At 38.0% G+C, this 21,823-nt stretch carries 21 protein-coding genes; 10 read left to right on the plus strand and 11 right to left on the minus strand.

Annotated elements, in window-relative coordinates:
• Positions 1-87: 87 nt before the first annotated feature.
• Positions 88-1,242, minus strand: a complete 1,155-nt coding sequence (locus tag AACW90_RS10095) for a ribosomal protein uL16 3-hydroxylase (RefSeq protein WP_390233829.1) — start codon at positions 1,240-1,242, stop codon at positions 88-90.
• A 148-nt stretch (positions 1,243-1,390) separates the two neighbouring features.
• Positions 1,391-3,499: a DUF3466 family protein gene (locus AACW90_RS10100; protein WP_390233832.1), complete on the minus strand. Its 2,109-nt coding sequence runs from the start codon at positions 3,497-3,499 to the stop codon at positions 1,391-1,393.
• A gap of 437 nt (positions 3,500-3,936) precedes the next feature.
• On the opposite strand from AACW90_RS10100, the gene AACW90_RS10105 reads away from it, so the two are divergent.
• Positions 3,937-4,335, plus strand: a complete 399-nt coding sequence (locus AACW90_RS10105; protein ID WP_390233834.1) for a VOC family protein — start codon at positions 3,937-3,939, stop codon at positions 4,333-4,335.
• A 361-nt stretch (positions 4,336-4,696) separates the two neighbouring features.
• Positions 4,697-5,548 (plus strand): S-formylglutathione hydrolase, encoded by an 852-nt coding sequence (gene fghA / locus AACW90_RS10110; RefSeq protein WP_390233836.1) that lies wholly within the window; start codon positions 4,697-4,699, stop codon positions 5,546-5,548.
• Positions 5,549-5,583: 35 nt separating this feature from the next.
• On the opposite strand, the gene AACW90_RS10115 is transcribed toward fghA, so the two are convergent.
• Together AACW90_RS10115 and AACW90_RS10120 are read right to left on the minus strand one after the other, a co-directional pair.
• Positions 5,584-5,844 (minus strand): hypothetical protein, encoded by a 261-nt coding sequence (locus AACW90_RS10115; protein WP_390233839.1) that lies wholly within the window; start codon positions 5,842-5,844, stop codon positions 5,584-5,586.
• 162 nt (positions 5,845-6,006) lie between these two features.
• Positions 6,007-8,097, minus strand: a complete 2,091-nt coding sequence (locus AACW90_RS10120; RefSeq protein ID WP_390233842.1) for a hybrid sensor histidine kinase/response regulator — start codon at positions 8,095-8,097, stop codon at positions 6,007-6,009.
• A 177-nt stretch (positions 8,098-8,274) separates the two neighbouring features.
• On the opposite strand from AACW90_RS10120, the gene AACW90_RS10125 reads away from it, so the two are divergent.
• Together AACW90_RS10125 and AACW90_RS10130 are read left to right on the plus strand one after the other, a co-directional pair.
• Positions 8,275-9,060 (plus strand): hypothetical protein, encoded by a 786-nt coding sequence (locus AACW90_RS10125; RefSeq protein WP_390233843.1) that lies wholly within the window; start codon positions 8,275-8,277, stop codon positions 9,058-9,060.
• The gene (locus tag AACW90_RS10130) at positions 9,044-10,555 is read left to right on the plus strand and encodes an EAL domain-containing protein (protein WP_390233846.1); all 1,512 of its coding nucleotides are present in this window, start codon (positions 9,044-9,046) and stop codon (positions 10,553-10,555) included. The genes AACW90_RS10125 and AACW90_RS10130 overlap by 17 nt, the downstream gene beginning before the upstream one ends.
• A 1-nt stretch (position 10,556) precedes the next feature.
• On the opposite strand, the gene AACW90_RS10135 is transcribed toward AACW90_RS10130, so the two are convergent.
• On the minus strand, positions 10,557-10,877 hold the full coding sequence (locus AACW90_RS10135; protein ID WP_390233848.1) for a hypothetical protein: 321 nt from the start codon (positions 10,875-10,877) through the stop codon (positions 10,557-10,559).
• A gap of 90 nt (positions 10,878-10,967) precedes the next feature.
• On the opposite strand from AACW90_RS10135, the gene AACW90_RS10140 reads away from it, so the two are divergent.
• Positions 10,968-11,702, plus strand: coding sequence for a hypothetical protein (locus tag AACW90_RS10140; protein WP_390233850.1), 735 nt, complete (start codon positions 10,968-10,970; stop codon positions 11,700-11,702).
• A 352-nt stretch (positions 11,703-12,054) separates the two neighbouring features.
• On the plus strand, positions 12,055-12,444 hold the full coding sequence (locus AACW90_RS10145) for a YbaN family protein (RefSeq protein WP_390233853.1): 390 nt from the start codon (positions 12,055-12,057) through the stop codon (positions 12,442-12,444).
• Here AACW90_RS10145 and AACW90_RS10150 read toward each other — a convergent pair.
• Positions 12,431-13,297, minus strand: a complete 867-nt coding sequence (locus AACW90_RS10150; RefSeq protein ID WP_390233856.1) for a patatin-like phospholipase family protein — start codon at positions 13,295-13,297, stop codon at positions 12,431-12,433. The genes AACW90_RS10145 and AACW90_RS10150 overlap by 14 nt on opposite strands.
• A gap of 190 nt (positions 13,298-13,487) precedes the next feature.
• On the opposite strand from AACW90_RS10150, the gene AACW90_RS10155 reads away from it, so the two are divergent.
• Positions 13,488-13,622, plus strand: coding sequence for a hypothetical protein (locus AACW90_RS10155; RefSeq protein WP_275137448.1), 135 nt, complete (start codon positions 13,488-13,490; stop codon positions 13,620-13,622).
• A gap of 71 nt (positions 13,623-13,693) precedes the next feature.
• On the opposite strand, the gene AACW90_RS10160 is transcribed toward AACW90_RS10155, so the two are convergent.
• Both AACW90_RS10160 and AACW90_RS10165 read right to left on the minus strand, forming a co-directional pair.
• Positions 13,694-14,263 carry a glutaredoxin gene (locus tag AACW90_RS10160; protein ID WP_390233858.1) on the minus strand — a complete coding sequence of 190 codons (570 nt, stop codon included), beginning with the start codon at positions 14,261-14,263 and terminating at the stop codon, positions 13,694-13,696.
• 221 nt (positions 14,264-14,484) lie between these two features.
• Positions 14,485-15,411, minus strand: coding sequence for a porin (locus AACW90_RS10165; RefSeq protein ID WP_390233861.1), 927 nt, complete (start codon positions 15,409-15,411; stop codon positions 14,485-14,487).
• 487 nt (positions 15,412-15,898) lie between these two features.
• Here AACW90_RS10165 and AACW90_RS10170 point away from each other — a divergent pair, with 487 nt between their 5' ends.
• On the plus strand, positions 15,899-16,687 hold the full coding sequence (locus AACW90_RS10170) for an AraC family transcriptional regulator (RefSeq protein ID WP_390234329.1): 789 nt from the start codon (positions 15,899-15,901) through the stop codon (positions 16,685-16,687).
• 62 nt (positions 16,688-16,749) lie between these two features.
• Here the strand turns inward: AACW90_RS10170 and pyrC are convergent, their stop codons facing one another.
• Entirely contained in the window at positions 16,750-17,778 is a 1,029-nt protein-coding gene (gene pyrC / locus AACW90_RS10175) for a dihydroorotase (RefSeq protein ID WP_390233864.1), read from the minus strand.
• Positions 17,779-17,987: 209 nt separating this feature from the next.
• On the opposite strand from pyrC, the gene AACW90_RS10180 reads away from it, so the two are divergent.
• Positions 17,988-19,826 carry an MOSC N-terminal beta barrel domain-containing protein gene (locus tag AACW90_RS10180; protein WP_390234332.1) on the plus strand — a complete coding sequence of 613 codons (1,839 nt, stop codon included), beginning with the start codon at positions 17,988-17,990 and terminating at the stop codon, positions 19,824-19,826.
• On the opposite strand, the gene AACW90_RS10185 is transcribed toward AACW90_RS10180, so the two are convergent.
• Both AACW90_RS10185 and nadE read right to left on the minus strand, forming a co-directional pair.
• Positions 19,823-20,158, minus strand: a complete 336-nt coding sequence (locus AACW90_RS10185) for a hypothetical protein (RefSeq protein WP_390233868.1) — start codon at positions 20,156-20,158, stop codon at positions 19,823-19,825. The two genes, AACW90_RS10180 and AACW90_RS10185, sit on opposite strands and share 4 nt — an antisense overlap.
• Before the next feature lie 168 nt (positions 20,159-20,326).
• Complete coding sequence (nadE, locus tag AACW90_RS10190; RefSeq protein ID WP_390233870.1) at positions 20,327-21,157, minus strand: NAD(+) synthase; 831 nt, start codon at positions 21,155-21,157, stop codon at positions 20,327-20,329.
• An 83-nt stretch (positions 21,158-21,240) separates the two neighbouring features.
• On the opposite strand from nadE, the gene AACW90_RS10195 reads away from it, so the two are divergent.
• Positions 21,241-21,774: a nicotinate-nicotinamide nucleotide adenylyltransferase gene (locus AACW90_RS10195; RefSeq protein WP_390233873.1), complete on the plus strand. Its 534-nt coding sequence runs from the start codon at positions 21,241-21,243 to the stop codon at positions 21,772-21,774.
• Positions 21,775-21,823 lie beyond the last annotated feature (49 nt).

Consider the following 21,823-nt stretch of genomic DNA (forward strand, 5'->3'; position numbering starts at 1 on the left):
ATAGTCACAATGTACTATGACATCATTATCTAGCTGACAGGAAACGTCAAGGTACCCAAATGAAACAACAGATTATTACTGCTTGGCTTACATTTCTAATGGTTCTTTTACGTACCAATAACCTTTATTTACCAAAGATTGAATGAGTCTTACAGAATTGTTATCTAAATGACCATTCAACTGTTGTATAGAGAGAGTATCGTGATTACATAACGCAGATGTCAACTGAGCCTCATCGTCTGATATTTGAAACACTTCACCGTTGATGTATATGGTTCCCTCATCATTTTGGTGATAAAGCGCGCGAAGACCGGATACCTTTTCAAAAGCGAACCCAGAGTGTAAATGGTCGGCGATCTCATCCAATTGCCAGAGAGGCTCTGCTGGGACAATGTTGAGATTGTGTCGTGATTGACTGAGCATGCAACCCATGAAATCATCAATCGTTGATTTATTGTTTAGCGAATTCTGCAACATTTCGGTTAATGAATCTAAGTCAGTTGTGGCTATCTTACCAAACCCATTTTGAGTTGTGATTTCTGGCTTGTGCAGATGAACATCGCCGATATCGTGGGCTAATACATAATCAGCGAAGTTACTGATCAACTCTTGCTCTTTGGGTGAGCGGAATCCTACGGAGTAGCTCATCGAAGGTTCTAATGCATACCCATCATGGGGGAATCCGGGCGGGATATAGAGGATATCTCCTGGTTCTAAGATATCATCTATAATCGAATCGAATGACTCTATTTGCCTAAGTGCGTTTGCACGGTGGTTCTCTGTATATTGGCCGACATCTTTTGCTCCAACACGCCAATGGCGTTTTCCCATACCTTGAATGATAAATACATCATATTGATCAATATGAGGACCCACTCCACCATCCTTAACTGAATAACTGATCATTAAGTCATCAAATAACCAGTTGGGCATACCTTTAAAGGGTTCGACGAGTTTAGCCGCGTCTGCATGCCAATGATTTGCGGCTTGGACTATAAATGACCAATGACTTTCGTTTAGATCTTCAAATTTTTCCTCATTAAATGGACCGTGTTCTGCTATCCATTCGTTATTTAGATTCGAAACAAATCTAGAATCTATCTCTTCTTCCATAGTTAGTCCTGCTAACTCTTCTGGACTGATAGGGTCTTGAAAGTCTTGAAAGCCACCTTTGATGATAGTGGGTTTTTTTTGCCAGTATTGATGAAGGAACTCGGTTAGAGAAAAAGAGAGATTGTACATGAGATTACTTTCGTTGCAGGAATAGGGGCCGTATTGTAGCAGCGATTAGAATTGGAAGTGAACCTAATAACGTATTGATGACAACCCTCATGAGACCCATTGTTACTGTTTAAGTGATTCAATCAGAACATTGGGTCTAAATGGATGCTTAGAGGTTTGAAAATGGTTTAATTTTTTTCGTCCGAGTGAGCATTCTAAACGGCATGATTACAATCAATAGTGCCAATATGAACCAGTTGATGGATCCGGCGCTTCTTGATGTTGTTGTTGAATCGTCGTCTCGTTCACTGATGTCATCACTTGTAGCACCAGATATAGGAATAAGCTTAACTGCCGTAACGCGCTCGTCGCCATTGCCTTCATTACAAAACGCCCAATGATCGGTTGAGTCATATTCAATAGAAGATGTACTATTTTCATCTACATAGCATTGGGTCGCTGTGGCTGAGATCACTCCTGCGTTATTAATATCTCCCGCGTCTACTATACGAAAATGGTTATTACTTTCGCTGTAGTCACCACCATTAGTGAGATCATCTAACCACCATGCTTGTTTGGAGAAACGATTGAATCTGGTTGAATCTGTTCCAGAATCATCATATGGATAAATAAATCCACGATGGTCGCGTTGGTCGCCTCCAACCTCACCAGTCGTTTCTGCATCTACTTGTCCGACTATTTCGTTGTAGTCGTTGATAGCGTTGGCATTGCCTCCCGCACTACTGAAAAAGATAGTTTCACCTTGTGCGTTAAAAAAACGTGCACTTGGTTCATCATCGTTAGCATCCGCGATAAACATTCGGTTATCTGTGACGTTCCCAGATGGGTAATCACCATCTCTTTTGGCATGCCCAATAACAATAAGGTTGTTGTTGATATCGGTAGCAACGGAGTTGCTGTGAATATAAGAACCATCTACTTTTACGGTGACATCTTCGATGAAAACGGTAGACCATGCGTTCTCTGCGACACTAAAACTGGTTGTGGATTTGGGTATAAAAATGGCGGCCTGCATCAGGAAGTAGTCATAGTCTTCGTCTATTTCAGTGTTATACCCGACGAGAATAGGTAATGAGTCGTAAGTTCCGCCGTTTGCAATGGATGCCGCTCGTATACTGGCTTGAGCAGAAGCTTCATCATCGTTGTATTCATAGTAGGTGCTATCGGTATCTGTTTCCCAATCAACTGCGGAGAATCGATTGTTTGCAGTGTTGGGGCCTGCAACATCTGAAATATTCCAAACAAAGGCCCGCGAAGCAAAGCTAAAGTTCTGACATTGGGGATATAAGGCAGGGTCGGCGTAATCTAAACATGAAGTGACATCTTCGTTGTCACTGTCAGTTGTATATACTGAATCATAATCCTTATAATTATTCTCATCATCATCTTCATAATAGAAGGTGGCAACAGAGGCACTTCCCACAATGTAGGTTTTGTTGTCATAAGAAAATGAGTCAAACGCCATGGTTTGTCCCATTTGAGCAATAATATTTTGTTCATCGTCCGAATCTGCAAGGGTAAGACTGGTATCCGCATCTGGTTCTAATACGGTTTCAACCGACCCATTAGAGTAGTAACCACGTTGTCGATACATCCTGACATAATAACCACCATAATCATAATAGCCGCTACTGGTATTGCCTATAACATATTCTTCGCCGTCATCGTTGACGATTATTTTATTGATGACTTTATCTTCAGTATCTCCGATATAGGTGTAATCGTAGTAAACGTCATCATCAGTGTCTGCTGACGGGGCGTTGTTACCAGGATCAGGGGTAAAATCTAAGGTCTTTGAGTCGTAAAAAGCGGTGTTGTTGGTTTGGTAATCTTTTGTCCAATACGCTTCTCGCTCATTCTCTAAGCCACCTATGCCACTATCGACATCTCCATACCAATGGTCAAACGCCCAATATTCGCACGTTGAATAGCCTAATTCCTCATCACAATAGTCTTCCAAATCGTCGTAATCTAAGTAAAAGAACTGATTATCGATGGCAAATGGTACTTCCTCTTTATAAGAAAACCCTTCAGTACCGTTTAGCGTATCTCCAGCCAGCGCATAAGCACTGTCAGAGCAAGATGTGGAAAAACAATCAGTACCGACATTATCTGGCTCTATTGAGATACCATAAGACTCAACGCTGGTCGTAGGAGAAGTGACTTCCGTGACCTTATAGAGCGCAGAATGGGAAAAAAATGGGGCAAACAATAACGATATTAACAATATTGAATTTTGGTTGGACATATCTATCATGGATAAGTTGCTTTATGGCTTTAGTGGTCAGAGCTTCACGATAGAGTAAAAAAATAAAGTAAATATGGAGAAATTAAGGAGTTGCGGATTAACTTTAACCGGTAGACTTCAAATATGTATTGTAAAGTTTGCATACAAATATAGGGTGATTTTTATGATTGTCAATACATTTACATGTAACGATTTTTTATTTTACTATTAAAAAAAAGAACAAACTTCTAAACAACAAGGTGTTAAAGGTATGTAAAATTAACTGGTAGGTTGTCATTGAAGCTATTCGTTATTTAAAAGGACATATGTCTTATGTATTTATAATACCAATCACAATTTTCATATAAAATCTTTCATTAATCGAGCCGTGTTCACAGTTAACACCTTTAATCAATGATTGCTTGGCTCCGATCAATTATGTTTCAGTTGACGTCAGGAGGACAATTATGATCACGAAAGATGCAATTTTGCGAGTTGCGAGAATGACCGACAATCTGTCGGCGATTTCGGACATGTATCAAAACGCGTTAGGGTTTGATGTTTTAGCTAAATATGAAGATGAAGATGGGTTTGATGGAATTGTTCTAGGGCATAAGAATCACAGTTATCACCTAGAATTTACCAACAGACTTGCTGTCGAACCAAGAGAACACCAAGTAGCCGATACATATTTGGTGTTCTATATGCCGGATAGTCGAGAGTGGGAATGGGCTTGTCGTTCTATGATAGAAGCGGGATTCAAATTCGTAGAAGCAAGGAATCCATATTGGAAACGTGTTGGTAAAACGTATGAAGATATTGATGGTTATCGTATCGTCATTCAAAATAGAGATTGGTCAGAATAAAGACGACTGATAGGTATATCAAAAGTGATATTTTTCTTTAAGGCCTTAACTTGCTGTACGAAGAGAAGGCCTTTATTGTTATTTACTCTTCAGTTTGGGCAGTTACTTCATAGTATTATCATCACTATCAGGGGCAATTGACGACACTAAAGCATACTCGTATTGCCCTACACACAATCGAATTGACAGAGATAAACAATGCCTTTGACTCAATAAACAAAGGTGAAAATATTCGGCCTGTGATTCATTATGATAATTCCTTTTTTCATAGTGCATTTAAACCGATTAACTATTGAATAGGTCAACTTGGAAAATCTGCGTCCTTGGCGGTTTTTGTGGCGCTTGGATAGAGGCACAGTAAATGGAATTAGAAAATGTAAGTTCATCAAAAGTCGCCGGTGGATGGCATAAACAGTTTTGCTTCGAATCAAAGTCGTTGAATAGCAAAACTCGTTTTGCAATATTTTTACCCCCTAACGCAACCGACGATAAACCTGTTCCCGTTATGTATTGGCTGTCGGGTTTAACGTGCACGGATGAAAACTTCATGCAGAAATCGGGGGCCTTTCAAGTTGCTTCAAGGCTTGGTATTGCCATAGTGGCACCGGATACGAGTCCAAGAGGCGATTCTGTTCCGGACGACGTAGATGGTTCATACGATTTCGGATTGGGTGCCGGTTTCTATGTCAATGCGACACAACCACCTTGGAATGTTCATTATCAGATGTATGATTTTGTGGTTGAAGAACTTCCAAATGTGATTGAACGGTATTTTCCAGTATCAGATAAGAGAGCGATTAGTGGGCATTCAATGGGAGGACATGGAGCATTAATGATCGCACTGCGTAATCCTGAACGCTATAGCTCAGCGACGGCGTTTAGTCCTATAACAAATCCGACAAAGGTACCTTGGGGACAAAAAGCCTTCTCTAATTATCTCGGCGATAACCGTAATGATTGGGCGCAATACGATACCTGTAAACTGATGCGTGATTTCTCCGGTTCACCCGTGCCAATGCTTGTTGAACAGGGTGACAAAGATGATTTTTTGCATACCCAACTTAAGCCTGAAAATTTGCTTACATCGGTTGAATATGAAAAGTATCCGCTAGAATTCCGTATGCAGTCTGGCTATGATCATAGTTATTTTTTTATTGCGACATTTATAGAAGACCATATTCGTTTTCATGCTAAAAATTGGATGACAGGTTAACCACTAATCGATTGTCGAATTGACAAGATACACAACTACGCGATGGTGTTTAAATGCGCGCCCTTATAGGTGTCATTGATGTTTACCAATTTGTCTCCAGAGAATTGGTAAACAGAGGATATCTTATTCTGTTGGTTTGCCTGTAACTTATGATAAGAATACGGCTGGTTACGATTGTTGTTCGAAAATGCTGCCGCTGGCTTTTGGGCTACTTCAGTAATGAGTTGATGACCAGATTTGAATGAGAGTACTGGAATACCCGCGTTGTTCATGCTTATTCTTGAGCTTAGCTGCATCGTGTGATTCCCCAATATATTTTCGATGCAGGTATGATACAAATGTTGTGCTTTTAATCTGTCTCCTTTATGTCATCACCTGTTAGAGTTTTGTAAAATTTCTTGATTCACCAATAAAGGCTTTGATGCTGATAAAGGCCTTGGCCTTTTTTGACACGATATTTATACAGTGACGAACTGGATGGTAAAAAGTTGCAACGTGCTCTGTAAATCTTCGAGAAGTATTGGTTTGGTCAGTACTTTCGTTATTCCTATTTCTTCAAACATAATATGGTCTTGTTTTAATGCATCGGCTGTTAACGCGATTATAGGCATCGTAGTATCGATATATTGACGAATGTATTTTGTTAGTTCTATACCGTCCATAATCGGCATTCGAATATCAGTGATACATAGGTCGTAACGATGTCCCTTTGATAGATGTGTTTTTGCTTCCAGTCCATTGGTGAAGCTAGTTACTTTGCAACCTAAAATTTCTAATTGTCTAGACAGAATTCGCTTATTAAAGATATTGTCTTCGACAACAATTATGTTTAGGGCCATTTTCGCCTTCAGTAAATCAAATTCATAATTATCCGTTAAGTGAAGCCGCTTGAATACTTCACTTTTAAAGTCGATTTTGACCTTAGTACCAACGCTAAGTTCTGATTCAACAGACACCGCTCCACCTAAAAGATGAACATAGCTTTTCGCCACGTTAGCACCCAAACCTGAAGAGTCGTTTTGCAACGTTCCAAACTGACTAAAAGGTTCAGCAAAATGAGACAGCTGATCTTTAGACATTCCTATGCCGTTGTCTTCAATGACAACGGTCACTAATGCATGTGAATTAGAAATTGCCTTTACGTCAAAATCGACTTTTATGACGCATTTTGATTTAGTAGAATCTGAATACTTAATAGAATTGCTTACATAATTTAGTATAATTTGGCGCAATTTTGTTTTGTCTGTCGATATATTGAAATCTGATGTCCCTGTAAAAATCAATTGACAGTTTTTCTTGTCCACCAACGGCCTAGTGATATTTTCTATTTGAGTGAAAAACTCATTGGGAGAGAACTGGTCTGTGCTAACTTCCATCATTCCTGCTTCGATTTTCGAAAGATCTAAAATGTTGTCTATATGATTTTTTAGTGAAATAGAAGATGTATGCAAAGTTTCTATATATCGTTCTGTTCGATTACATTGACGGCAATTATTATCGTCCAGCATTAATCCAACAGTGCCAATAATGCCGTTCAGAGGTGTTCTAATTTCATGACTCATTTGAGCCAAGAATCTGCTTTTCTGTATACTTTTAAAGTATGCCAACTTCTGGTTGTGTTTTGATATAAGGTATTCATTGTAGATAAAGACAATAAACCCAACAATAACAACAAAAAACAATGTAAGACCAACTAAATACTGCTTGGTTGAATTATTATGGCTAACTAAATATAGATATTGCTGTGTGGTATTTGAGTCTACGAAATCGTCTATTCGTTCGATTAAATAATCTACATTTTGTTGTTCTTCTCTATAAGCAATATGTACTTCGGAGAATATCCGAAATGATCCATAATATAAGTCTAACTGAATTTCTATTTTTGAATAAATTAGTAATAGAGTTGTATTTTCTGTAATGCTACTTAATTTATTTATATTGATATTTGCAAGAGTAATGAGATTTGAGAATGAATTGACCAGATCTATCTTCTTTTTAATATCTGTTTCTAATTGAAAGTCACGGTCCGTTTGTCTGGCATCCGCTATGTTGATTGCGAGTTCTTTGGTTATCTTTGACACGTTGCCGCTATTGTCTCCTGAAGATAGTGAAAAGTCCCGTGTAATTCTTAATGTCGCATCGTATAGATTTGATGCCTTTTTTACCATTTCTCGATGTAACAAATAATCTTGTTTTTTTAGTGAAATTAGGGATTTAAAATCATTTACAAGTAGGTTTCTAAATTGTATATAGGTTTGAATAGATTCATTAATAGAGTTCGTCTTATATTTTGCTTCTAGCTCTTGATTGTTGAGTTTCTTAATAATAAATGACATATCTAATTCATTATCAGAGCTTAATATTTTTCTGGTGTCTAATATTATTTCATTCAAAGATTTGGCTAAAGATAAAGAGTATTTTTGAGTTTCAATTGTGTTTTTCTGAATGTAGTAAATATTGTACAAATACGCCGCAAAAGAAGCGGACATAAAGGTTATAACCGCAATTGCAATAATGTAATAACTGTGCACTCGATAAATTTTTACCATATACTTCTATTTTTATCTCTACTAGTTAACTTTGTGGCAGTACTTTAACAGTTATGCTTTGACATGATATTAGCACTTCTAAATAAAAACTAGGTAGCGTTTGCTATGTTTAATGATATTATCAGGCGTAGAATATGATCATTATTCTAAATTGAACAATGATGTGGCTGATTAATAATGATAGATTTCGGTAGGCTTTTAAAGAGATTTCGAACATCAAACTTTTTAAGTCAAAATGAGTTTGTTGATCTGGTAACGAATAAGGATAATAAACTCGTTGGGTTGGATGTAGTAACTATAAGTCGCTGGGAGAACTGGGTCGTTGTACCAACGCACCGCCGTCAAATCGAAGTTTTTCAGGGGGCGTCTAAGTGTTATTTTGATGTGATTTTAGCCAACGAAGATTTACTCGTCCGTGACTTTAATCCTAAGGTAATTGAAAAGTCAAATGTTTGGGAAAATACTGAGAATGTTAAGATAGAAGATGTTGTATATAAAGAAATTCAATCTCAGGATGAACAAGGTAATACGCTGTACTGCATATTGTATACAGATAGAAAAGGTATACCTCTAGGTCAAATAACCTATAAGTACCTTTCTCAAAATGACCTTTGGCATGCGCTAGATAAAGTAATTCACCCATCATTCGATGATGAGAACAGAGAGCAATGTTTGCAAATTAGTTCAATGTTTTGCTTATCGACTAAAATATTACCGCACATGTTGGGCTTGGTAACCAGAAAATTATTATTAAAAAAGATCAATATGATCGGTTTTACCAGCAAAAATAAAAAGTCCAATTTAAAAAGGTTTTTAAGAGGGGTTGGATTTAAAGTACATAAAGAACAACAAGACAGTACGTCATTAGTTCTGACTTATTATGATGCGCTGTATAATAAAGAATTATTTTATTGTTCAATATTAGTCGGTTTTCAGGGTGGATTAAATGTCAAAAAATTGTAAAGATATACTAATTGTAGAAGATCAACTTTTTTTTCAAGATGTTCTAGAAATAGCTTTGAGAGATATTGTGCCAAAAGAGGCAATTATTAAGAAATCCATAAGTGGAAATAGAGCCATTGAACTGCTAAAAATTGAGTCTGATTCGATAGGCCTGATACTCTTAGATATGAAGATGGAAGATGGGGATGGAATAACGGTATTAAACTATTTAGAGCAGAACGCCCTATCTGATATTCCTGTATATATTGTGAGTTCATTAGACAGTGAATTTATCAGCTTTGTTATGCAGTCGATAAGCGAAATTGATATACGATTGGTCGGTTTTATTCCAAAAGATACACCAGATTTTATTATTGATAGAATCTCTGATATCGAAAAGGATATTTTAACATTCTTATTAAATGACAAAACAAAGATACAGCATAACCCGATTAAGTATGACCCTAAAGACCAAGGCTCTGACATCATAACAAAACTTGAATCAGATTTGATTTTATATGTACAACCCAAAATCAACATACAAGAGGGTGGTTATATTTCGGGGTATGAGGTATTGAGTCGTTTGTACGATGAACAATTTGGTATCATTGAACCTAATAACTTTCTCCATTACATTGACACATTGGATAAAAAACTAGCTTTTAATTGGTTAGTGTTAGAAAAAACATTTAAGTCTCTAGAAAGTAGTATACAAGTAGGGGCCTACTATAACCTGTCTGTTAATGTTGACCCTGATGTGCTTGGCCATAAAGGTTTCGTCAATAAATTTGATAGGCTAGCAAAAAAGCACAATGTTGACGTTGGGTTAGTCACCATCGAGTTAACAGAAGATTCTCAGATCGAAAGCAGTAAGTTGTATTTTAATATTGCTCAGTTGAAGTTACTTGGTGTTAAATTTTCGCTAGACGACTTCGGTAAAGGTTACTCCAATTTAGACCGAGTAGACAGGATACCATTTGACGAAGTTAAGATTGATTTAAATTTAATAGCTAAAGTACGCAATAGTGAAAAAGAAAAAGAGTTGGTCGTTTCTATACTCCATTATATCAAAGACAAAGGATGTAATGTTGTTGCAGAGGGAGTTGAAGATAAAGATACAAACGATTTCCTTAAGTTTATCGGTTTTCATGAAGCGCAGGGCTATTATTATTCTATGCCCAAACCTATGTCTGAAATAGACACTATTTTTATTGAATTTTTCAAGAGTCGAGTTTCATTATTAATGGGTGATATGAGTTCTGAAAGTTTCTTAGATATATATAATTATTTTCATATAAATGCGGTTGAAGTTCTAGATAAATATTTAGCAAGGGAAGTTGAAATTGAACAGAATGAATTTGTCCACCAAGTTAAAGGCATATTGAAAACGGCGGGATTGAACGAGGGATTAAAATTTATTGAACTATATAGTAATACTGAAGATGAATTACATATTATCAGGTTAAAAAACTATCTTAATTATTTTAACAAGTCATTATTAAAAGATATTATATGATTTAGTGGTTTTTCATCAAATCTTTAATAAAATCTAACTCCGTGTCTGTTAGCTTGGAATTCTCAATATATAAATTATTGAGAGTTTTAAGCTTTTTTGCGATGTAACCTTCAAGATGCTTAATCTCATATTTGTCTAAATTGTCTATTTGAACGATCAAATTATCAATTTTCAGTGTTCTAATCATAATATCTCCTTTCTTTTTAGTGATTATATCTTCGTGACCAACCGATGGTATTGGCATGGCAACATTATTAATTGAAATTATTTGCCAGTAAGCTTTCTTAATACTCAATATTGTTCTTACAGAAATATCTGCCATGAACGTCGGAAAATCCCTATATTTATAAATGTTGGAAGTGAATAATTTATGGCCCATGAATTTTTTAAGCATTTAGCACATGGCATATGAATGAAAATTTTTAATTTCGGCAGGTTAATTAAAAGATTAAGAGTTATAGAGTGTATAACGCAAAGTGAGATGGTAGGGCTCATTGAGGCATCAACTGGGGGAGAGTCAGGGATTGATACTGTATCTATTAGTCGTTGGGAAAATGATGTCATTGCTCCTTGCCACAGAAGGCAGATAGAAATAACCAGTAGCTTGGGTTATGATTTTGCGCAACTGGTTGGTTCGGAAGCAATAGCAGTTTCACAGAAAAAATTACAAGACTATTTAGTGAGAAAGTTGATTGTTGATAGTTACTGGGATTTTACATCTAATGTTTGTAACATGGACAAACTAGAAAGACGGGAAGTCGTCATTGGTAATGCGATTAGTTTTCATTTTATTGAGAAGAACAGTGACATTCCAGTTGCATTCATATCATTTGAATTTGAAAATGATTCTCTTACCAAAGGTAATAAATATATGGTTATAGAGTCGCTCTATTGTGTTAATTCGATTCTATTACTGAATATTGTCGGTTTTATCATGTCCCTGCTCATAAGAAAAGTTATTGATGGTGCCATCTATAAGTCAAAAAACAGGAATTCCCCGTTAAATAAATTTGTCAGGTCAATTGGTTTTAAAACGTTAGAAAAAAAAGAGAACATGTACATTAACGTCTTGTCCTATTCGGATGTACTTTATAACAAAACTTATTTTAGTTTGGCGTCTTGTTATAATCATGGTATAGATTTGTAGCGTATGCATGAACTAAATCGTTCTGTTTAATGCTTGTTAATTAGCATGATAAATTAAAATTTAACACTCGATGCTATTAAATCAAAAACGAAAATTATTAATAATACATTTGCCTCATTGGCGATGTGATTATTTAGGAACTTGTATTCCACCTATCCAAATTGGATAGGTTTTTTTTAAGTTGAATTGATTGATGGAGATACGGCTGGTGATATGCAATATGGAAGAATTGCATACTGATCAGGAAAAATTCATGACTACTTTATCACTCGTACATTACTTGAATTAATCAATTGTTAATGGGAACTATTCGTAATAAAATGAGGGAGTTTCTCTTAATCGGTTTAACAATTTGAAAAAATGGTTTTTTATTTGTATTGGATGGTTAGCGACTGGGCTCGGGTTTTTAGGGGTATTTCTTCCCATCCTTCCTACCGTACCGTTTATTCTGCTTGCTATGTTCTGTTTTAGTAAGAGTTCACCTCGCTTTCAGCTCTGGCTACAAAATAACAGGTACCTCGGTCCCACCGTTACTCGAATTAGACGTAAGCAGGGCCTGACAGTAACTGAAAAGAAGAAAATTCTGCTCTATAGCTGGTTGTCTATCGTGACGACAATTTTTTTCCTGCTGGAGCGCGTAGAGCTACAAGTGTTATTAAGTATTATTCTACTCATTGAGACTTGGTTCATTATCCGTTATAAGACCTTTCCATCGACTAAAATTAGGTCTAGTTCTCGCTAAATGCCTTTCTTGCCGCGTCATAACCATACTGAATCATCTCTTCTGCGCGGTCAAACTCAAATGTACCACAGATGTTCTGAGGGATTTCTATTGTTTTATCTGGTGGGTAGGCCGCTAGTTTTTGTCGTGCAATTGTACTTTGCATTGCATCAAAAGCTTGGTTTGCAATGTCATAGGCCTCGAAATTGATATTAATAGAACCAATGACAGAATCCTGTAATTTATCTACGTAGTGGCTTATTTTTTGTTGGATCGATCCTTTGACCTGACTAGGAATAACCTCGGTTTTTTCTGGTAGTTTAATAATGTCACCGCCTAGATTAACAGCTAAGGTTAAGTCGGTTTTGTCCCCAAATGTCGGCGCGATTGGTACGGGATTAAGTACGCCACCATCTATCAATGATTCTCCATCTATCTCAAACGGTGTAAAAAAAAGTGGCAGAGAAATAGAAGCTCTTATCGCATCAAAAAGAGGACCAGAGTTTAACCATACTTCTTTTTCCTCACGTACATTTGCAGCGATAGCCGTAAATTTGATATCGAGATCTTCAATTTGGGTGTCACCAATAAGATCGACCAGTGTATTAATAATTCGGTCGCCTTTAAACAGGCCACTAGATTGCCAGGAGATATCTAATAATTTAGCCATTGATACTTTGTCTATAGCCGTTACCCACTCAACGAATGGATCAAGCTTTCCTGCCGCGTATATCCCACCAATAAGTGCACCAGCAGAACACCCAGCTATAGATTGAATTTTGTAATTATTTTCTATTAACCAATGAATGACGCCTATATGAGTTAATCCTCTTGCTCCACCGCTGCCTAGTACAAGGGATACTGTCTTTGTCATGAATGTCTACCTATCTGATGTCATGCGTTAACTATACACTCACCATTGTAGGATAGGCGAGTAGCAATCGGTCTTGGTGTAATTTAATTACAATAAAATGTGATCAAAGTCTTGCAAAATACAATTAATGCGATTAAAGTCACACTTAAAAGAAAGTTAATTACATTTTAAGGTGAAAGAGGAATATATTATGGGACATGATCTAGGTGCGGCATATTTGAGTCAAATTATCGCTAAGCAGATGGTAGAAGAAGCAATTTATGGTAAGCCAACACCGAAAAGAAAATCTCGCATTAAAGCGTTGATTAAAAAAATGATTAAATAAAAAATGCCCCTTACATCAGTACTTAGGGGCATCTATCTTTATCTAAAAACTAAACAGAGTTACTTATAACATTAGAGTTTCGTGTCGTTCAACGCTGATTCTAAACGATCTGCTCCACCGACATATTGGCTGTCTAGCCATATTTGAGGTACGGTGACTGGCGTTTTTTCCCCAATGATCGCTTTAACCTCAGGGATCATTCGATACAGTGCCGCACTGTCTTTGACAACATCAAAATAACTGTATTCGATTTCAGCATCATCGAGCATCTGTTTTGCTTTCACGCAATACGGGCACGTTGCTTTTCCAAATACAATATTTCCTTTCAGTTCGTCGCGTTGACTCCACTGCTTTATTACTGATTGAACCAGCACTCCTCGGTTAAGGGCTTCGCCTTGACTGATGACTTTACCTTCTACAACAAGTATTGGCGCATGCCACGCCCCAAGTTTAAGCGGTTCCCACCAATGAGAAAGCCAATCTTTTACCTCTAGTTCAACCGGCACATCTTTTAGCTCATTTGCAAACGTGTCGCTAAGTATATCTTTGGTTAGGGTGCATTCACCACAGGGTATCTTGACACTGAATGGTCCCCATTTCCCACCCCAACGATATAACGTAATTTTTACCGGCTGTACCATACAATTATTTTCCTTTACTAATCTTGTCTACTAGATAAGAAAGGGACAACGTAAAAAAAATTTCATCGAATTAACGATACTGGCCATATCAAAAATCTATTAACATGAACTCAATTTTATTATTCGCTCAATACGTCTACATTTTGTTTGTTATGGGGCAGTAATACAGCTACGGCCATACTTATATTTGGACCTAACTGTATTACCTTTTTGCTCGTGGACTAGAAATCGTAACGGATACCAGCTTGAAGTTGGTTATCTAGATTGTCCATCTGTTCAAATTTGTACCCTGCGTAGGTTCGTAAATTGTTGTTAAATTTGTATACGCCTTCAATTGCGATGTTATCAGCCTCACTTGATTTTTTACTTGCTGCATCGAATTCGCTTTTATTGTAGACACCTATAAATACCATTTTGCCCATCGTGTACATTGCAGACATTTCAAATGCAGAAGCATCATCATCGGCTGCTTCGCCAAAAGCTAGAAATGCACCAAATGTGAAATCAACAACCGTTAGATTAGCTGCAAGGTTGAATTGATAATCGTCGTCTGTAGAAACGAAACCAGCACCAACATCAAGTGACTCTAATGAATAGATGCCAGCGACACCGAAACTCTCGTCGCTATCATCCGCTTTTTGAGCGGCCAAGTAATTCGCTTTAATTGTAAGGTCTGCAAAGCTACTTGCGTATAAGAAGTTGGCGTCGCGCTTGTCTTTATTTCCATCTGTAAGGTCAGCGGCATCGGCACCAAATGTGGCCATAGTATCAGTAATATCCGTTAACATAACTTGCGCAGAGTCTTGCTTACCGTAGGAAAAATCACCAACGGCTGAACCTATTCCGGCAAAAACATAGCGGTTATTAATGGTACTTGAATCACTGGTATCAAATTCCGCTTCGTATTTACCAAACCCTTCTAAAGATTCACTTATCTGGGTTCTCCCAACGACGTTAATACGAGCGCGTGACTTATCATCGAAAGTGCTAGAGGACGCGGTTTTGTTGTTATCTGAAACGTTAAATCGGGCTTCAGCACGCCCGCCTATCATTAATTCGGCAGTATCGCTTTTGTATACCGTTGCTGCCAAAGAAGATCCTGAGGCCAACGTTGTGACGATAGCGGTTGCTAGTATTGAAATTTTCATCTGACATATCCTATGTAGAAAATATTGGGTATTCGCCCCTCAAACATTTTCGAATAATCTAAACCATGGAATTGCAGTTTTTATGGCAGCTAGTTTTATAACTATTAGCCTTTATAATTTTTATTGAATTCTTCACTTGAAATTATGTCTAAGGGGAAGGATTTGTCCACGTTATTTATTGAAGGTGGTTCTCTAAGGTTAGGCTAAATGATGGCTAGTGATTGTTGACAGCGAATATAGTCGGCATTGATGAAAACGCAAAATAAATGGCGAGTCTTCACGGTTTTGATAATTCAGTTGGACACAGTGTCGGATTAAATTGTTGCTAATGTGAAATCATCTTGAAATTAAGAATTTTCATAAACTTTAAGAATCGATGATTTGATTCATAGCAATATCAACGTGCGAAGTGTTTGAACGTTCTCTCACTTGCTTTCTTTCTGGAGGAGGTGGATGATAAAGTACTTTTGTATTCTATCAGAAACTGATTTTGAAAAACTCGCCATATAGACACCCATCATTGACAATCAACCAGCCTCCATCGGATGTTTTTATGAACTTCGATGCATTTAGAGAAAATACAGAGACTCGACTACACGCACATAAATGGGGGCAATTACAGATTGTTACTGGAGGTTCGCTAGAGATAGTAGCCGAAAAAATTCGATTTATCGCGCCTCCGCATCTGGCCGTTTGGGTTCCGGCCGGAGCTATGCATCACAGCTTCAATAGAAGGCCATTGCGTTATTGTTCAATTAATATTGAATCAAGTAAATCGCAATATATGCCAAGCTATACCTGCCTAGTTAGCCTGACGCCGATTGTTTCCGCAATTATTGAGGACTTTAGACTTCGTTCAATCAATGTGGCAAGCACAATTCCAGACCAAAGGTTAGTTAATGTGCTATTGGATCAGTTGTATCTTAGTGAAGAACAAAGCCATTTCTTACCCAATAGCCACCATAAGTTACTGCAACCGATATTATCTGCACTGGAACAGAATCCGACGGATGATACGTCACTTAATGAGTGGGCTGGTCGAGTGCATACTACAGAGCGTACACTCGCAAGATACTGTCAAATAGAATTGGGTATGAGTTTCACAGAATGGCGCATAAGGTCAAAGTATCTGCATTCAATGACGTTATTAAAATCAGGGATGTCAGTGAAAGAGGTTGCGTTGACATTGGGTTATCATCAAGCAAGCCCTTTCATCGCGATGTTTAAAAAATACGCCAATGAAACCCCTGATCAATACAAAACTAGGCTTGTCTAGGGGTGTGATAGTATTAATGACTCACCTTTTTAGGAGCCATTAATACATATAAAACGAGCGCTTTACTTAACCTTCCAATGTATCTGTTCATCCGCACGGATAGGTACGACACTGTCTGTTCCAAAAGGCATCTTTTTGTCTACGCGCCAACTTTCTTTCATTAAGGTGATGTTGTCACTATTTCTAGGTATGCCATAAAAGTCAGGCCCATTGTGACTGGCAAATGCTTCTAAGTTTTCCAGCTTGTTTTCTTTTTCAAAAACCTCGGCGTATAACTCTATAGCGGCATGAGCGGTATAAGAACCAGCACAGCCGCAACTGTTTTCTTTTTTGTCTTGTGAATGTGGTGCAGAATCGGTGCCAATAAAGAATTTTTTGTTCCCACTGGTTGCCGCTTCTATTAGTGCTTTTTGATGAATATTTCGTTTAAGGATAGGCAGACAAAATAAGTGAGGGCGTATGCCGCCGACAAGCATATGATTACGGTTGAACAATAGGTGATGCACTGTGATCGTAGCGGCTACATTATCTCGTGCATTGTTTACAAAATCCACGGCTTCAGAGGTTGTAATATGTTCAACAACGATCTTAAGTGTCGTAAATCTCGCCACAATTGGTGAAAGAATCGTGTCCAGAAATACTTTTTCTCGGTCGAAAATGTCGACTTCTGCCGTTGTCACTTCGCCATGAATTAGCAGTAGCATTCCAACTTTTTCCATCGCTTCAAGAACGGGGTAAAGTGCTTTTATCGACGTGACTCCAGAATCCGAGTTGGTGGTGGCTCCTGCAGGGTAAAGTTTTGCCGCGACGATTTTACCTGACGCTTTTGCATCTATAATATCTTCTGGTGTGGTGTTATCAGTCAAGTAGAGTGTCATTAATGGCTTGAAATGGTCACACTCAATGTGTTCATTGATGCGTGCATAATAAGCCATTGCTAATTCAGTGTTAGTTATCGGTGGAATAGTATTGGGCATTATGATCGCCCGCCCGTTATAGCGACTAATGTCGCGAACGGTATCCGCTAAAACAGCCCCATCACGTAAGTGGACATGCCAGTCGTCTGGGCGAGTAATGGTGAGAGTAGTCATGATTAGTTTGCTCCACTTTTAGAACTGATAAGTATTGATGCCGCTACTGAACTAGAACAATGAATTAGAAAAGTTATGGCGTCGGGATAATATTAGAAAAAATGTTGTATTTCATCAATTTTTTATGAGTAAATGGTTTTAAAAGAAAACGTTTGCGCAATTTGTCACGATGTAAGCAAATAACCCTATAAGGAAACCCGATGTCTAACTTGTCTTTGTCCCTTCTTTCCCAAATCAATATCTACCCAATTAAGTCAATTAGAGGTATCAGTCTATCTACTTCATGGGTTGAAAAACAAGGGATTATATTTGATCGCCGATTTATGTTAGCCGATCAAGAGGGCGTGATGATCACGGCTAGAGCTTATCCTCAATTAGTGAGGGTAAAGGCCAACCTGACACCTAATGGCATGTGGTTGAGTTTTGATAACACCGCGCCTTTCAAACTGACGATGACTGAATTCGAAATGGAGCAAGTAAAAACGAATGTTTGGAATGATGTTTTCACTGCTTTTTCGACTACTGAATCTGCGAATCATTGGTTTAGTTCAATTTTAGGTATTCCTGTGCAGTTACTTTATACAGGAGAAGAGTCGAAACGTGTAAGGGAAAAATTTGGACACAGCGTTAGTTTTGCTGATGGTTATCCACTATTGGTTATTAGCGAAGCATCTCTAGTTGCGTTAAACGAAAGAAGTTCGGATAACCATGATATGGCACAATTCAGACCAAATATTGTTGTCTCTGGAGATGAAGCCTTTGTAGAAGATAGTTGGAAACGAATTAAGATAGGTGACGTTGAGTTTGAGATAAGGAAGCCTTGTCAACGATGTATTCTTACCACTGTTGATGCAGAAACGGGAAGCTATAAAGCCAATAAAGAACCATTAAAAACACTGATTAACTTTCGATCTTGTGAGAAAGGAGAGGTCTATTTTGGTCAAAACTTAGTCGCGATAAACGAAGGGACAATACAGGTTGGTGACCCTATAGAAGTGTTAGAGTACAAGCAAAAAGAGGTTTACCTTGATAAAGGATTTACAAAGAGTATAGAGAATGAAAGCTTACGATTAACCTGTGTTGAAATCGAAGAAGTAGCGAAAGACTTTGTGACCTATTGGCTAGAGCCAACCCATGGTGTATTGCCCAATTATTCCCCTGGTCAGTACCTACCGATAGAGATTGAAGCAAATGGTGAATCGTACGCTCGTTTTTATACGCTTTCGTCTAGCCCGAGTCGTCTTGGGCGGTATGCGATATCAGTGAAGCGGGTGAATGGAGGTAAGGTATCGAACTATTTATCCGATAATATGCAAGTAGGGGAAGTATTAACAGCGGAAAGCCCATCCGGAAGCTTTCATTTGCAAGGAACGACAGACCAACCTCTTCTGCTTTTGTCTGCGGGGAGTGGTGTTACCCCAATGATATCTATGTTGAGATTTTTGGCGGATCACAATCAACTCAATGATACGGTATTCTTCCATCAGTGCAGTACGATAGACGATATTCCTTTTAGAAATGAACTCGACACATTCCACGCGAGATTTCCTGGGTTTAAAATGGTTATTTCCTTGAGTCAGGCGCACGAAGAATGGGAAGGAGTGAAAGGTCGACTAGCGTTGTCTCATATAAAACATATTCCGGACATAGAATCACGACAAGCTTTTGTGTGTGGACCGAAACCTTTTATGAATAAAGCAAAAAATTTGTTATTTAAAATGGGGTTACCTGAAACGAACTATCATCAAGAATCATTTGGCGTGAATACCAAAAATAAGGTAGAGGAAATCAAATCTGTGACTTTGAGCCTAAATGGACAAGAGTTTCAGGGTGATAATCAATCATCCATTTTGCAGCAAGCAGAAAAAAAGGGTTTATATATTGCTAATAGTTGTCGAGCGGGCTTGTGCGGGGCCTGCATGTTAGAACTCAAATCTGGCCAAGTTGATCAAGAAGACGTGCCTGCATTAACGAAGGATGCTGCTGCGAACGGCAAGATACTTGCTTGTTGTAGTGTACCAACAACAGATGTCGAACTCTCAAGTTAATCTAAAAGTAGATATTCTTTTGGATTGGTTATTTCAACACTACGATTGGCATGTAGTATGTAATCCGACACATGGGTGATGACGTAGGTGTGTTTATTAGTAATCACATTGCCCACTTTGAGTTTGTTTAGTGGCTTATCGCTGGATGCGCAAAACCAATCCTTATGTGCATGGTCGTTAACCGTAACCAAAGTAATACTTTCGATTGCGATGGCTCGCGAACCGTAGTTTGCCAATATGACAAATTTATCGCCGGATACCATGCTTTCTACCTGACTACCAGGTTTGAGTTGAGATAATGAATGAAGTTGCAATGGTGTTTGATTTCGCATATTTAGTGGTGTTTATTCTAATCGTTAGGGTTAAATCAAAAGGTTATCAATGAGAGCCTCTCGCTGGAGATATTATCAGAAAGTAAAAGCTCTATTGGTTTTCATGGATGCTTTTACTCGCTGATTCTTTCTGTAATTAGATACCGTTCCTATCGTATCGTTAACAACTCAGTCGTAAATGGTTGGTATCGCTTTTCTTTTATGTTGAGTAGCTTTGTAGGTCGCAACTATTCTATTTGTTGCGTCTACAGATACTGCTTTTCCTTCCAAAAAATCGTCGATCTGATCGTAAGTGAGATGCAGCGCATCTTCATCCGCTTTTTGAGGAGACAGCTCTTCTAGATCCGCTGTCGGTGTCTTATTCACCAATACATGAGGTGCTCCCAATGTATTAGCGAGTTGTCTGACTTGGCGTTTACTCAAACCAAACAAAGGTGCTAAATCACAAGCTCCGTCACCAAATTTTGTGTAAAAGCCCGTTATATTTTCCGCTGAGTGATCGGTACCTATGACCAACCCACCAACGTAACCTGCAATTTCGTATTGAGCGACCATGCGTGCTCTGGCTTTAACGTTACCTTTTATAAAATCGTGTTTAGCATCGTCTTCAGGGAGAATGCCAGCACCTTGTAGTGCTTCACCAGTGACGGTATGAATACCATCAACACCAGCTTTTATATTAACAGAAACCGAATGGCTTGGTTTTATAAAAGAAAGGGCAAGTTGTGCTTCCTCTTCATCTTTCTGTTCACCATAGGGAAGACGAACTGCAATGAACTGGTATTCGTTGGTTGAGGATGCCTCATTCAAACTATTAACGGCGAGTTGAGCGAGACGGCCACAAGTTGTTGAATCAATACCGCCGCTAATACCTAATACTAGCGATTTACAACCGGATTCGGCCAGTTTATTTTTAATGAATTCGACTCGGCGATTAATCTCGAAATCAGGGTCGATAGAAGCTAATACGCGCATCTCTTCACGAATTTGATGTTCCATTTGGGTTCCTTTTCCTACAAAATGTATCAACAGGTAATATCATACCTAATTACTCACAATTAAAAACAGTGAAAATCTATCTTATGTCGTTAAAAATAGAGAACAAAACTAAAATTGCCGTGTTTGGAAGCGCATTTAATCCACCGAGCTTAGGCCATAAGAACGTCATTGATTCGTTGAGTCACTTTGACAAGGTTATCTTAGTTCCAAGTATCTCGCACGCTTGGGGCAAGGAAATGTTGGATTATGAACTACGTTGTCAGTTAGTTGAACTGTTTGTCAAAGATTTGAATTCGACAAAAATAGAGATATCCAAGGTAGAAAAAGATCTATACCAACCAGAACAGAGCGTAACAACATTTGCAGTATTGTCGGCCTTAGAAAAGCACTACATTAACGCTGAACTTACTTTCATTATGGGGCCTGATAACTTCATAAATTTTAATAAATTTATGAATTATAAAGAAATACTGACGCGTTGGTCGGTAACTGTTTGTCCGGAAAAACTAAACATTAGAAGCACATTTATCAGAGACAATCTTAGAAATAAAAAATCAGTTAATAAATTGACGACATTCTCGGTCGAAAAGTACCTTTTAGAAAACAATGTATACTAATATTCTCCGGTACTGTTTTGCTGTAATACCAACACCATTAAATAATTGA

The organism is Vibrio frigidus (genome assembly GCF_042465995.1).
Classification (GTDB): Bacteria; Pseudomonadota; Gammaproteobacteria; order Enterobacterales; family Vibrionaceae; genus Vibrio.